Annotated in this window: 5 protein-coding genes; 3 read left to right on the top strand and 2 right to left on the bottom strand. The window is 67.4% G+C overall.

The window, feature by feature from the left end; translation table 11 throughout:
• Positions 1–2: 2 nt before the first annotated feature.
• Positions 3–1,619: a carboxyl transferase domain-containing protein gene (locus ACZ6JT_RS10805; protein ID WP_385809910.1), complete on the bottom strand. Its 1,617-nt coding sequence runs from the start codon at positions 1,617–1,619 to the stop codon at positions 3–5.
• A 99-nt stretch (positions 1,620–1,718) separates the two neighbouring features.
• Here ACZ6JT_RS10805 and ACZ6JT_RS10800 point away from each other — a divergent pair, with 99 nt between their 5' ends.
• Both ACZ6JT_RS10800 and ACZ6JT_RS10795 read left to right on the top strand, forming a co-directional pair.
• A complete protein-coding gene (locus ACZ6JT_RS10800; RefSeq protein WP_362808860.1) occupies positions 1,719–2,297 on the top strand; it encodes an SACE_7040 family transcriptional regulator in 579 nt (192 codons plus the stop codon).
• A gap of 56 nt (positions 2,298–2,353) precedes the next feature.
• Positions 2,354–3,160 carry a phosphatase gene (locus tag ACZ6JT_RS10795; protein WP_469209105.1) on the top strand — a complete coding sequence of 269 codons (807 nt, stop codon included), beginning with the start codon at positions 2,354–2,356 and terminating at the stop codon, positions 3,158–3,160.
• A 594-nt stretch (positions 3,161–3,754) separates the two neighbouring features.
• Here ACZ6JT_RS10795 and ACZ6JT_RS10790 read toward each other — a convergent pair.
• Complete coding sequence (locus tag ACZ6JT_RS10790; RefSeq protein WP_469209104.1) at positions 3,755–9,811, bottom strand: RHS repeat domain-containing protein; 6,057 nt, start codon at positions 9,809–9,811, stop codon at positions 3,755–3,757.
• Between the two features lie 618 nt (positions 9,812–10,429).
• Here ACZ6JT_RS10790 and ACZ6JT_RS10785 point away from each other — a divergent pair.
• Positions 10,430–14,320 carry an FG-GAP-like repeat-containing protein gene (locus ACZ6JT_RS10785; protein ID WP_469209103.1) on the top strand — a complete coding sequence of 1,297 codons (3,891 nt, stop codon included), beginning with the start codon at positions 10,430–10,432 and terminating at the stop codon, positions 14,318–14,320.
• Positions 14,321–14,453: the final 133 nt, after the last annotated feature.

Here is a 14,453-nt window from a genome sequence, read left to right as displayed (position 1 = left end):
CGTCACATACGGAAGATGCCGAAGCCCGAGTCGCCCAGCGGGGCGTTCGCGCACGCGGTCAGGGCCAGCCCCAGCACCTGCCGGGTCTCCATGGGGTCGATGACCCCGTCGTCCCACAGCCGGGCCGTGGCGTAGTAGGCGTTGCCCTGCTCCTCGTACTGCGCGCGGACCGGGGCCTTGAAGGCCTCCTCGTCCTCGGCCGGCCACTCCTGGCCCGCGCCCTCGATCTGGTCGCGCTTGACGGTGGCGAGGACCGAGGCCGCCTGCTCGCCGCCCATCACGGAGATCTTGGCGTTGGGCCACATCCACAGGAACCGCGGCGAGTACGCCCGCCCGCACATCGAGTAGTTGCCCGCGCCGTACGAACCGCCGACGACCACCGTCAGCTTCGGCACCCGGGTGCAGGCCACGGCCGTCACCATCTTGGCGCCGTGCTTGGCGATGCCGCCCGCCTCGTAGTCCTTGCCGACCATGAAGCCGGAGATGTTCTGGAGGAAGAGGAGCGGGATGCCGCGCTGGTCGCACAGCTCGATGAAGTGCGCGCCCTTCTGGGCGGACTCGGCGAACAGGATGCCGTTGTTGGCGATGATCCCGACCGGGTGTCCGTGGATCCGGGCGAAGCCGGTGACCAGGGTCTGGCCGAACTCGGACTTGAACTCCTGGAAGCGGGACCCGTCCACGATCCGCGCGATGATCTCGCGGGCGTCGTACGGGGTGCGCGAGTCGACGGGGACCGCGCCGTACAGGCCGTACGGGTCCACCTTGGGCTCCTCCGGAGCCTCGACCGCCCAGGGCAGGGCTCCGCGCTCCGGGAGGGTCGCCACGATGTTCCGTACGATCCGCAGCGCGTGCGCGTCGTCCTCCGCGAGGTGGTCGGTCACGCCGGAGACGCGGGAGTGGACCTCGCCGCCGCCGAGCTCCTCGGCCGTGACCACCTCGCCGGTGGCGGCCTTCACCAGCGGCGGGCCGCCGAGGAAGATCGTGCCCTGGTTGCGGACGATGACGGCCTCGTCGCTCATGGCCGGTACGTACGCTCCGCCCGCCGTGCAGGAGCCGAGGACGGCGGCGATCTGCGGGATGCCGGCCCCCGACATGCGCGCCTGGTTGTAGAAGATGCGGCCGAAGTGCTCCCGGTCCGGGAAGACCTCGTCCTGCATGGGGAGGAAGGCGCCGCCCGAGTCGACCAGGTAGAGGCAGGGGAGACGGTTCTCCAGCGCCACCTCCTGGGCGCGGAGGTGCTTCTTGACGGTCATCGGGTAGTACGTGCCGCCCTTGACGGTGGCGTCGTTCGCGACGATCACGCACTCGCGGCCGCTGACCCGGCCGATGCCCGCGATGACCCCGGCGGCGGGGGCGGCGCCCCCGTACATGCCCTCGGCGGCCAGCGGGGCCAGCTCCAGGAAGGGCGACCCGGGGTCGAGGAGGGTGTCGACGCGGTCGCGGGGGAGGAGCTTCCCGCGGGCGGTGTGGCGGGCGCGGGCCTTCTCGCCGCCGCCGAGCCGGGCCGCGTCGAGCCGGGCGCGCAGGCCCTCGGTCAGCTCGCGGTGGGCGGCCTCGTTGGTCCGCCAGGCCTCGGACGCCGGGTCCGCGGCGCTCGTCAGCACTGGTGCCTGCTGCATCGGTCGAGCTCCCTTGCTCGGTGCACGCTGTTAATAAGCGTTAACGCATGTACGGCCTAGGTTAACGAGCGCTAACGGCCCTGTCTAGAATGGTTTCCCATGAGCACCAGAGCGGCCGCCCCCACCCGTCGCGAGCAGATCCTCAGTGAGGCCGCCCGCCTCTTCGCCGCGCGCGGATTCCACGGTGTCGGCGTCGACGAGATAGGCGCCGCGGTGGGCATCAGCGGCCCCGGCCTGTACCGGCACTTCGCGGGCAAGGACGCCATGCTGGCCGAGCTGCTCGTCGGTATCAGCGAGCGGCTGCTGACCGGCGGCCGCCACCGGGTGGCGGAGGCGGCGGGCGCCCCGGAGCGGGTCCTGTCCTCCCTCATCGACGGGCACATCGACTTCGCGCTCGACGACCGGGCGCTGATCACCCTGCACGACCGGGAGCTGGACCGGCTGCGGGAGGCCGACCGCAAGCTCGTACGGCAGCTCCAGCGCCAGTACGTGGAGCTGTGGGTGGAGGTCGTACGGGAACTGCACCCGGAGGTCGCCGAGGCCGAGGTGCGCGTCTCGGTCCACGCGGTCTTCGGCCTGCTGAACTCCACCCCCCACCTGGCGGCCCTGGGCCGGGAGGCGACGGAATCCCTGCTGCGCCGCCTCGCGCACGGGGCGTTCGGGGCGCTGTCGGCATGACCCGGGGCGTCCGCCGATCGGAATGGACGCGCCGCCTCCGCCCGGGCGGCGGCAGAATGGCCCGTATGCCGAAGCCGATAGAGACGCCGAGCCGTGCCGAACTCATCGACCATCTGGTCCGTACGCGGATCGCGGGGCAGGTGGCGACTCCGCGCGAGAACAACCTCTCCCACTACCGCAAGCTCGCCAACGGTGACCGGCACTACTGGCTCGGGCTGGAGCTGGGCGACCGCTGGACGGACGAACAGGACGTCCTCGCGGTGATGGCGGAGCGGTGCGGGGTCGTGGACGACCCGGCCTTCCGGTACGGCCAGGACACCATCGACCCGGAGCTGACCGTGGCCGGCCTGGACCGGCTGGCGGCGCGGCTGCGCAAGGCGGCGCTCGACCGGCAGAGCGTGCTGTTCGCCACCGGCCACCCGGGCGGACTGCTGGACGTCCACCGCGCCACGGCGGCGGCCCTGCGCGCCGCGGGCTGCGAGATCGTCGTCATCCCCTCGGGCCTGGTGGCCGACGAGGGCTCGGTGTGGCAGTTCGCCGACGTCGCGGTCCTGGAGCGGGGCGCCACGCTCTGGCACACCCACTCCCCGGAGCCGATGGCCGCGATCCTCGACGGCCTGACGGCCGAGAACCGCCCCCAGCCGGACCTGGTCGTCGCCGACCACGGCTGGGCCGGCTGCGCGGCCCAGCGCGGCCTGGACGCGGTCGGCTACGCCGACTGCAACGACCCGGCCCTCTTCCTCGGCGAAGCCGAAGGCACCCTCCAGGTCGCGATCCCCCTGGACGACCACGTCCGCGACCCCCGCCACTACGACCCGCTGGTCGCCTACCTCCTGGACGCGGCGGGCCTGCAGGCCGTATAGCGCGGCGGCCACCGAAAAGCCCCGGCGGCAGTTCCTACTGGGGGGCGGGGGTCGCGCGGCTCGTCATTACGAGCGAACCAATGAGACCCCCGGCCCCACAGGCGCGAAGTTCGTGTCCGAAATTCGACGCCCCTATCGCGGAAGCATCTTATCGGTCCGCGACAGGATCTCTTTTGTATCGCTCGCCCATGCCGTCGTCCTGGCGTAGATATATTTCAACGTAAGGCCGCGTCCCCACCCACATTGCATTCAGTGTGCAATGGGTGGGCTTGTCCAGCCCTGTGTCGAATTCGATCCGGACGCCCGGAAGTTCGTCCGGGATGGTTTCAAATTTCCATTTCCCGTCGCCGGATGTGCGCGGGACTGCGGCCCGGAGGTTTTCCGGAACGCAGTATGGGTCCTGCGTGATGTTGCTAAACGAGACTGCTCCTTCCTCTGTTAACGTGATTCGACCGCCTTTGTTGCTCTCCCACGTGCCGGCGACGTCCACCGCCGTGAGCTTCTCGATGCGGGAGCTGTGAGGTCCGCATGATGCCAAGGCGAAGCTCGCGGCAATGAGGAAGCCGAAGGCTGCGGTACGTCGAAGGGATCTATTCATCGGCGCCCTCGAGGTTTCAGAGTGGATAGGTTGAATTCAAAATCCGTAGCCCTCGCGATTTGATCGGAACTGGCGAATTCTTTGGCTCGGGATATCAGGGGTTCAAATTGTCTCTGCTTGAGCCATTGGGTCGGTTGTTCTCCGCTCTCCTTCGACGCCTGGCGAATCGCCTGCCCGATGGCCCTCCCCCGGACATTGTTATAAAGGTCGGCGATGTGGTCGCGCTGCTCGGCATACGGAAAATATGCCTCATGGGCATCGCCCCACGCTTCAGCCGTCTTGGCGCCGAATTCTACTGTCATGCGCCCTTGCCAAAGGGCGTGCCGATAGGCATTGTTATCGACGCTCGGGTCTTTCTCGGCGTCTGAAACGTCCCAGGCCCACTGCATCACCTCCTTCACCTCCCAGCATTCCAAAGGGTTGCTCAAGCAGAGAGTCAGTTCTGCCAGATTCAAGGTGGGATTGGGGCCCTCGGGTCGCGCCCACGGCTGTTGCCCTTGCTTCTCCCATGAATTAGGCCAGCGCGTGTTCAGGAAATCCTCGCGGTCCAAATCCTTCCCGAGCAAAATGATATCTTCCTTGCTCAGTCGGCCGCCGCTCTTCGCTGTCTGACGGGCTCCCTTGGTTTGCTGCCAGACCCTGTTGGGCCTGTCGTCTCCGTAGTGACCGTATCTTGTGGCCGCGCTGACGACGCTCTGCGGTTTGGACTGGAAGCCGCCGTCGTTGTCGCCTTCGAAGTATTTGAGGCCACTCGGGTCGGAGAAGGTGAAGGGGTTGTTCGCGGCGTAGGTGTAGCCGTGGAGTTGCTGGGAGTCCTTGAGGTCCATGATCGGGTCGACGGAGATGAATCGGCCGATCAGGGGGTCGTACTCGCGGGCGCCGATGTGGGTCAGGCCGCTGTCGTTGTCCTTGGTTCCTCCGACGAAGGTCTTCTCGCCGGTCCACGCCGTCGGCTGGGTGCCGCGTGATTCTCCGAACAGGCCCGTCTTGCGGCGGGTGACCGTCTGGGTGGTGTCGGCGGTGATCTGCGTGGTGCTGGTGTTGTGGTGGTCGGCGAGGGTGAAGGTGAGCTTGCCACCCGTGCGCATCGCGACGTCGCCGTAGTAGCGGGTCCCGGTGGGTGTGCCCGTCTTGTCGAGCTTCAACTCGTTCCCGGAGGGCAGGTACAGGGTGGTGGCGTCCTTCTCCTTGCGCAGGATGCGGTTACCGGTCGCGTCGTAGACGAACGAGTCGGTGGCAGTGCCCTGCACGAGGGACTTGAGGCGTCCCTCCGCGTCCCAGTCGAGGTACTGGGTCTCACCCGTGCCGCTCTTGCGGGTCTTGGTGTTGCCGCCCGCGTCGTAGGTGAACGCCTCCTCGTGCGGGTCAGTACCGGTCTGGGTGACCTTGGGAAGACCGTGCTTTCCGACGGCCGGTGTCGCGTAGGTGCGGACGGTGTCCGCGGTCGGGCCCGAGGCGGTCTTGTGCTTGGTCTCCGTCTTGCGGTTGCCGACGGCGTCGTAGGTGTACGTGGTCCAGTACGGGTCCTCGCCGCCGATGACGGTGGTCGACGGAGCGGCCGCGCAGGTCTCGGCCTTGTTGGTCCAGGCCTCGGTGATGCGGCGCAGGGCATCGAGGTTGACGCACTGGGTGTCGGTCGTCCGGGTGATGTCCTGGCCGTATGCGGTGGCGATGGCGGTCAGGTTGCCGACGGGGTCGTTCGTGTACTTGGTGTCCTCGATCCGCTGAGGGGCGAGGTCACGATCGGCATAGGCCCGGGTGAGGGCGCCGGTGTGCTCGTCGAACTCGTTCGACCGGTACAGGCGCTGGCCGGCGGCGCCCAGTTCCTGCCGGATGGTTCGGCCGTAGTGGTCGTACGTCATCGACGACACGAGGCGGCTGGTGCCGGCGCCCATGTTGTTGAGCAGACCGGAGACCGATTTGTAGGTGCTTCCTACCGTCTCGGCCGGGAGGCCGCCCATGGCCGGGTGCTTGGTCGTGAGGACCTGGCCGGCGATGTTGTAGGTGTTCGTCCACTTGTACGTGCCGGCCAGGGCGCCGGTGTCCGGATGGGACGGGACGGTGACCTGGGATTCGAGAGGCTGGTAGAGGTCGTTGTAGGCCAGGACCTCCGAGGTGTACGCCTTACCGTCTACATAGCGTGTGGACTTGGCCGGCTGGCCCTTGGCCACGGTGTCGTATACGGAAGAGGTCAGCGTCGTCGCGCCCTGCTTGGTGGCGACGGGACGGCCGAGGTCGTCGTAGTCGGTGTGCAGGGTGACGCCGCGGGCGTCGGTGACATCGATGACGCGGTCACCGACGTCGTAAGCCGTCTTGGTGACGCCCTTGTCCGGGTCGTTCGCCTCGACCTGACGACCGCGGACGTCGTAGGTGTACGTCCACTTGGCGTTGCCCGGGTCGGTGACCTGGGCCAGTTGCCCGAGCTTGTTGTAGGTGTAGACGGTCGACTGCGAGGCGGTGCGGGCCGGGTCGGTGTACTGCTTGGCCTCGACCGTGCGGCCCAGCGCGTCGACGACGGTGGTGGTCGTGGTGCCGCCCTGGGGCGGAATGACCGTGGTGGTGTCGCCGGTGTAGCTGGTCGTGGTGCGCTTGGTCTCGGTGCCGAACTTCTTGGCGATCACCGCCGTCGGGCGGCCGGCACCGTCGAAGAGGGTGTCGGTGGAGGCCGGGTAGGTGAGCTCCTGCCCCGTGACCAGGTCGGGCGAAGGTGCGCCGTCGGCGTAGTAGGTGCCAGAGGTGCGCCAAGCGAGGCCGCGGGTGTCGTAGAAGGTCTCCGTGACCAGACGGCCTGCCAGGTCCGGCGACTGGGTCTGCGTCTGGCGCTCGCGCAGCAGACCGTCCTGGATGGAGTGGACGACGGAGTACTTGTAGTCGTGCGTCAGCGTCTTCGACGTGACGACATTGGGACCACTGTTGCGGACGGTGTACTCGAACACCCGGCTCGGCAGGTCCGGGTTGGCCTCCGCGGTCCAGTTCGGGACCCAGACCTTCGTCACCCGGCCCAGGGCGTCGTACGCCGTCGTGACGACCTTGCCGTTGGGGTCGGTGACCTTGGTCGCCTGACCGCGCAGTGGGTCGAGCTGGCTGGTGACGGTGTGGCCCAGCGCGTTGGTCACCGTCATCGCGGTCGGGACCTCGCCGGTGGCCGGCGTGTACGCGGTGGTGGTGACCTTTCCGTAGGCGTCGGCGGCCGCCAGTGCCCGGCCGTACATGTCGTAGCAGAGCTGGTCCTTGGCCGCACCACACGTGGACGGGATGCTCGACGTGGTGTCGTAGCCGTCGCCCTTGCCGTTGATCTTCTCGGTCTTCGTCACCAGACCCGTGCCGGGTACGGTGCCGAGCGTACCGTTGTCGAAGTAGGTCCGGGTGTCGCTCATGACGTCCGCCGGAGTGCTGCCGGTGGTTTCACAGGGCAGCGCGACGGTTTCGACGTGGCTCTGCCGGTCCAGGATCCAGGTGGCGGTGTTGCGCGCGTAGCTGGTCCTCGTGCAGGACTCGTCGCCGGTTTTGGCGGTGTCACCGGTGCTCGACTGCCAGTCGACCATGCCGTAGTCGTCGAAGTGGTGGATGGTCTCGATCGTGCGGGTGCCCCCGGCGACGGTGGTACGGGTCGACTCCTTCTCGACATTGGTCTTGTAGGAGACGAGGTTGGGGAGGCCGGGGCGAAGACGCTTGGCCACCTCACCCGAGCGCCACGGCGTGCTGGACGTCGCACCCACGAGCTTGGCCGTGTCGTCGCCGTCGTACGTAGCCGTCTCGCGGACCATGCCGGCGAACTCGGGCCGGTCCGTGACCGCGGTCCCGGTGCCGTCCTTGACCGCCTTGCCGTCCAGGCCCCGGAAGTAGCGGGTCTCCGACAGCGTCTTCGGGTCACTGGCCGCACCGGTGCGGGTCTGGACCAGTTCATAGCCGCGCGGGACGGAGTGGACGCGGTCCTCGGCCTTGGTGAACTCGCTGGTGTCCTTGTCCCAGGCCGCTCCGCCGACGTAGGTGTACGAGGTCACCTTGTCGGGCGTCGAAGCCAGGTTGTCGCCCTCCACGATCTGGGTGACGACGTAGGTGTTGAACCAGTCGAGCTTTGAGTCGTCCCCCTCCCACACCCACTTGACCGGGAAGCAGCGCGTGGTGTTCGTCGCGTCCGCGGCCGGGAGCGTGGTGGGCGTGCAGTCCTGCTGGGAGTAGGTGACACCGATGGTGCCGCCGGTCTCGGTGTTGACCTGGTACATCCGCAGCCGGATGTACGGGGCCAGGCCGTCCCCGGTCTTGTCCACCCGGTTGGGGCGCGGCTCACCCGCGAAGGTGACGGGATCGAACGGGACGTCCGGCGCGGCGCCCCCCTTGGCGGTGCGCACGATGGACTTCAACCACATCGGGGTGGAGATGCCGTCGCCCGCCGGCGGGAAGTTCTGGTCCAGGATCCAGGAATCGACGTCCTGGTACGCGCCGCCCGTGAGGATCCTGGTGTTGATCCCGGTGAGGCGTATCCGCGACCAGAACGTCGGCGAGAACTGGCTCTTGCACTCCGTGGACCCGTCCTTGCAGAACATGTCGTACGGCGAGTCCGGCCAGTTCGTGGCGTTGGCCTCGTCGAAGGTGCCGCAGCCGGTGAGGCAGCGCTCGTTGACGTCGAACTTCACCTGTGCCATGGCCTTGCCGGTGTAGACCGTGTCGGAGCGCAGGCCGTAGTCGATGTGGTCGAGCCAGCCGCCACGGATGTACGGCGTGACCGTGGCCTTGCCGGTGGTCTCCGAGAAGTTGCGGCCGTAGTTGTTGGTCTCGGTCTTCCAGTAGTACGCCATGGCGCTGCCGCCGGGGGCGACGACATAGTCGAGCTGCCAGCGCCAGGCCTGCTGGCACCACGCGCTCGCGAACGAGGCGTTGTAGCAGGGTTCGCCCGACTGGTTGCCGAACACCGGGACGGTCCAGGTCGAGTTGGTCGTCGGGTCGTCAGCGGCCGTGCCGTTGTCCTTCCAGCCGGGAAGACGGTTCAGGCCGAAGAAGTACTGCGTGCCGTCGGTCGTGGTGATCTTCCAGTGCTCACCCACACCATCGACGCCCGCAGTGCCCTTGTCGCCGTTGGTGGCGCCGGTGAGCTTCTCGACCTTCTCGCCCGAGTCCGAGGCCGGGTGCCACCCCTTGCCCTGCTCGTAGACGAGTTCGGTCGACTTGCCACCCAGCGACATCGTGGCGTTGTCGTTGAACCAGCACTGGTCGCCGACCTTGGAGGTGTTGGTGCCACCGGTCTTGTCGTCGTTGCAGGGCTTGTACTTGCGCTCGATGAAGCCGGGCTCCCAGTTCCAGCCGTCACCGATCCACGAGCTCTGGCTGTTGGACGCGCCGGTGCGGCCGTCGACGGACTGGGAGCTGTAGCCGAGCGAGATCTGCGGGGCCGGCCCGCCGGGCACGGAGGGCGTAGCGACCGGATAGGACCAGGAAAAGGCGCCCGTCGATCCGCCCGAGCTCCACGAGCCCGACTGCTGGAGGGAGGTCGCCTTGTAGTCACCCGTCGGACCCGCGTCACCGGCCGTCGCGGCCAGTACGGTCCCGCTGCGCGAAGCAGCGGAGGCGGACATGGCCTGCGCACCCGCGGCCTTGGCCGACGGTGTGGTCACCTGGGCCGAGAGCTTGCCCGTGCGGGTGTCGTTGTGCGTCTGCAGCGGCTTCTGCGTACGGCACTCCGCGCGGTCGGGAGTCGTCAGCGCACACGCCGGAAGCTCGACCAGGCGCAGCCGGGAGGCGTAGTCGCCGCCGTAGGCGCCCCGGAAGGAGTTGTAGTCCACCTCGACCTTCGCCGACGCGGACTGCGTGGCGCCGTCGGAGCGGCTCACCGACAGCAGGACACCGTCGACGCCCGCCTTGCGCGCCTCGTCCTTGCCGGTGACGGAGACCTTGACCTTCGACGGCGCTTCGGCCGCCTTGCCCGGCGCGACGTAGACCGCGACAGGGAGCTTGCCCGCCTGCGGCGAGCCTGATCCGACGGCCGGCCCCCGAGCGGCACCCGACAGGAACGACTTCGAGACCGGACCCGACGCCGAAGCCGAAATCAGGTCCACCTCCGCCGAACCGGCGGCCGGCCAGGAGACCTTCGGCGCCTTCCACGGAGTCGCCCCCGCGTCATCGGCTTTCTTCGCCCCACCCGCACGAACCGGCTTGACCGGCACCGCCTTCGGCTGCTTGAGCTCTGACAGCGAAGGCTTGGCTTTGCTGTCCGCTACGGCAATTGCGCCGGGCAACATGCCTGAGAGGACTACTGTGGCCAACGCCACAGAAAGTCCTCGCACACGAAATTTTCTCACACCCCACCCCATGCTTCTAGAAAGATTTAGGGCGCAGACTAACAGGCGGAATTAGCCAATCAGGCATCCTGGAAATGAGCTCTAAGTGGACCTAGTGGATGTAGTGGATCAAATGGGGTGGTCAGCGTGTGACCCACATAAAAATCGCAGGTCAGGGTGGTCTGCGTTGAAACTCTGAGTAGAGTCGCCCATGGATATCGGACAGATGGAGTTGGTGTGAGAAGAAAAGAGGCCTCATTCGGTTCGCCGAGTGGGCGGGGGGTTTTGCGGGCTGTTTCCGTGGCCCTGATAACCGGAATGGCTGCCACCGGATTGGCTGTAATTCAGTCATCGGCGACCGCGGTCGCCGCCACTGATCCTGTCGCCGAGGGCTCGATGAGCGCGGCGGACTTCGCGCTTGCCAAGGCGAAGGAAACCGGCCAGCCCTACGAGCTGACGTCCGCGCGGACCGAGACCTCGGACACCTGGGCGCTGCCGACGGGCAAGTGGTCGGTCAAGCGGCACGGCACGACCGTGCGCGTCCGGCGCGCCGGCGGGTGGGTCGCGACCGACCCGACGCTGCAGTTCGCGGCGGACGGGAAGGTGAAGCCGAAGGCGTCGGCCGTCTCGATCGCTTTCTCGGGGGGTGGGACCGGTCCGCTGCTGACAGGGGTGAGGAACGGACGCACCCTGTCGCTCACGTGGCCCACGGCGCTGCCGAAGCCGACGCTCGCCTCGAACGTGGCGACGTACCCGAACGTCCTGCCGGACGTGGACCTGCAGCTGAAGGCCGAGGTCGAGGGTTTCTCCCAGCTGCTGGTGGTCAAGACCGCCGCCGCGGCCAAGCATCCCGACCTCGCGACGCTGAAGTTCAAGCTCGACACCGTCGGCCTGAACGTCACCAGGAACGCGACGACCGGACTGCTGACCGCGGTCAATCCGGCCGGTGAGGTGGTCTTCACCTCCCCGACACCGGTGATGTGGGACTCCACCACCACGGGGGCTCCGCCCCAGGTGCCCGCAGGCGCGGGAGTGCTCAGCGACGCCGGTTCGGAGACGGACCCGGCACCCGCGGACGCCTTCGTGACACCGTCCGGGGCCAAGAACGCCCAAATGCCCACCACCGTCACGGACGACAACCTGGAGATCAAGCCCGACCAGGCTCTCCTCACGAGCCCCGAGACGAAGTACCCCGTCTTCATCGACCCGTCAGTGGCGTGGGGCGAGCGGCAGAACTGGTCGTGGGTCTACCGCAAGTGGGAGACGAATTCCTACTGGAACACCAAGGAGGACGTGCGGGTCGGGTACGAGAAGGATACGCACGGCCTCTCTCGCGCCTACTTCCAGCTCGACACCTCGGACGTCAAGGGTGCCCAGGTGTCGAAGGCGACGTTCCGGATCAGGGAGACCTGGTCCTGGTCCTGTACCAAGACCCCGGTGGAGCTGTGGAGCACCGGTCCCATCTCGTCCGAGACGACATGGAAAAATCAGCCGGGCAAGGCGAACGCTCGCTGGCAGGACACAGTCAAGGACGCGAAGGGGCGCGCCGAATGTGGTGCCGGCAACCTCGAGTTCAACGCCACTGATGCCGTGCAGCAGTCCGCGGCCAACCACTGGTCGAGCGTGACCCTGGGCCTGTTCGCGTCGGACGAGACCGACGAGTTCCAGTGGAAGCGTTTCGACGCGAAGACCATGACGCTGGAGATCGAGTACAACAATCCGCCGGACACGCCGTCTGACCTGGGGACCTCTCCTTGGGTGCCCTGCGTCCAGGGCGGATCGATCGGCAATGCCACCATCAGCGTCAACGCGACCATCGCAGACCGTGATTCGGGCAACCTGAGCACCGAGTTCCAGATCTTCAGGGACGGCCAGAGCACCCCTGCCGCCAGCCAGCACATTCCGGCCAACAACGGCAAGGTCGCCACCTGGAACGTGCCCGACGCCTCCCTTCCCGACGGGGGCTACACCTGGAAGGCGCGGACGACCGACCAGGACGGTGCGCAGTCGGCCTGGTCCCAGACGTGCAAGTTCACCGTTGACCGTAGCCGGCCGGCGGAGGCCCCGAAGATCACCTCCACCGCTTTCCCCGACGGGAAGAACGGCTGGCCGCAGGGCACGGGCAAGGCCCGTCAGGAAGGTGACTTCGTCCTCTCCGCCAACGGCGACAAGGACGTCACCTGGTACGGCTACTACACCGACTGGGACCCGGAGGTGAGGAGCACCTCCGTCGCCGCGGGCGCTTCCTTTACCGCGAAGCTCACCCCGCCCGGCGCGGGCCCGCACTTCGTCTACGCCTTCAGCCAGGACGCCGCCGGGAACCGTTCCGACACCGCTGCCTACCAGTTCTACGCGGCGCGCACGACGACGGTGGACGTGCCCCACGACCTCAATGGCGACGGCTTCCGTGACATCTGGAGCAGCGACCTCTTCGGCAGCCTCCTGACCTACACCGGCCAGGGCAACGGCAAGTTCTCCGCAACCGTCAGCTCCGCCAACTCCTTCGCCCGCTCCCAGGTGGCAGCCTTGGGTGACTGGAACGATGACGGCTACAACGACATGCTCGCTCTCGAGCAGCAGGCCGGCATGACCCGCAAGACGCTGTGGGTCTACGAGAACAACGGCCAGGGCACCGTCGACAACCACACCGAGAAGACCGCCGACCGGCCCCAGGACGACCACTGGTCCGACGCGGAGCAGATCATCGCCCCTGGCGACCTCAACGGCGACAGGGTTCCGGACATCCTCGTCAAGCAGGGCAACAAGCTCTGGGCCTACTACAACACCCTCTGGGGCGCTCTCGAAGCACCCGTGCTGGTGGGCGGCACCGACTGGGACAAGTACACGGTCATCGCCCCCGGCGATCTCAACAAGGACGGCGTGCCCGACCTATGGCTGAGGGACAACGCCAACGGCGACATTCTGCGCACCTACGGAAAGAAGAGCCCGGAAGAGGGCCAGGCGGTCGACCTGGCCACGTGGGGCACCCAGACGCGCAGCAGGGTGGGTTCCGGCGTGACGCAGGCCGGATACCCGCAGGTCAGCTCCTCCGGTGACCTCAACGGTGACGGTGTCCCCGACCTGTGGGCCCGACAGTCCGACAACACCATGGTCGGCTGGCCGGGGAAGCTTTCCACCGACGGCGGCACCGTCGGCTCCTTTACACCCCGCTTCGAGATCGACGGCGTGCCGGGCGCGCGCATTCCCAGCGGCACGACCCTGGCCTCGGGGCAGGAGTTCTCCAGCGGCAACTCCAAGCTGCTGATGCAGGCCGACGGCAACCTCGTGCTCTCCAGCAAGGACAACAAGCAGCTCTGGGCCACCGGGACCAAGAGCCCGGGCGCCACGGCCCGAATGCAGAGCGACGGCAACTTCGTGGTCTACGCGGCCGACGGCAAGACCGGACTGTGGAGCAGCAAGACCAGCACTCCGTACTCCTATGCGGTACTGCAGCCTCGTGGAGTGCTCGTCGTCTACAGCGCCTCCGGGCAGAGCCTGTGGACAAGCGGTTCCCAGAGCCGGCCGGACTACAACGGCGACGGCTACACGGACGTGGCGGTCCGTGACGTCAACGGTCACCTGTGGATCTATCCCGGCACCGGCGGTACGGGCACCAAAACGCTCGGCGAACGGTACCTCGCAGGCAACGGCTGGTGGCGTGACCACTGGACGAACGTGTACACCACCGATTTCAACAACGACGGTTACACCGACATCGTCGCGCGAAACCACCTCGGGGACCTGTGGGTGTACCCGGGCACCGGAAAGACCGGAACCAAGACGCTCAACAACCCCATCCTGATCGGCACCGGCTGGAACATCTACCCGGACCTCGGCTTCGGCGACATGAACGGTGACGGCCGCACAGACGTCATCGGCCGTGACGGTGGCGGCAATCTGTGGGTCTACCCCCACAGCGGCGGCACCGGCACCCAAGCCCTCAGCAGCCGGTTCTCCATCGGCGTCGGCTGGTGGGCTGCCGACTGGCCCACCCTCCGGTTCGCCGATCTGAACGACGACAACAAGATCGACGTCCTGGCGCACCGCAACAACGGCAAGCTCTACCTCTACCCGAACACCAGCAACGGTTCCATCAGCCTCGGCAGCCCCAGCGTCGTCGGCGAGGGCTGGTGGAACGGCGAATGGAGCCCGTTCGCCGGCGACCTCAACAACGACGGCAAGCCGGAACAAGTCGGCGTGACCCGTACGGGGGAGCTCCACGACTTCACCGGCACCGGCAGCACCCTGATCGGCGTCGGCTGGACCGGATACGACATCGTCCTCTGACCCAGGTCGATCAGTGAGGGGGTGAGGTCCGAGGAGGCCTCACCCCCCTTCGGCGTAAGGCCCGTTGTCAGTGGTGGTGGCTACCTTCGGTCGTATGTCGAAGACGCCGAAGTCGCCGGAGGGGCACCGCTCG

It is taken from the genome of Streptomyces sp. NPDC046308 (assembly GCF_055588065.1).
Note: the sequence above shows the minus strand (reverse complement) of the source record. Positions and strands in the feature narration are given on the sequence as shown.

What these genes read in the sequence shown, in the direction of transcription:
- ACZ6JT_RS10805 (WP_385809910.1), bottom strand. Translation starts at nt 1,619, where the DNA reads ATGCAGCAGGCACCAGTGCTGACGAGCGCCGCGGACCCGGCGTCCGAG.
- ACZ6JT_RS10800 (WP_362808860.1), top strand. Translation starts at nt 1,719, where the DNA reads ATGAGCACCAGAGCGGCCGCCCCCACCCGTCGCGAGCAGATCCTCAGT.
- ACZ6JT_RS10795 (WP_469209105.1), top strand. Translation starts at nt 2,354, where the DNA reads ATGGCCCGTATGCCGAAGCCGATAGAGACGCCGAGCCGTGCCGAACTC.
- ACZ6JT_RS10785 (WP_469209103.1), top strand. Translation starts at nt 10,430, where the DNA reads ATGAGCGCGGCGGACTTCGCGCTTGCCAAGGCGAAGGAAACCGGCCAG.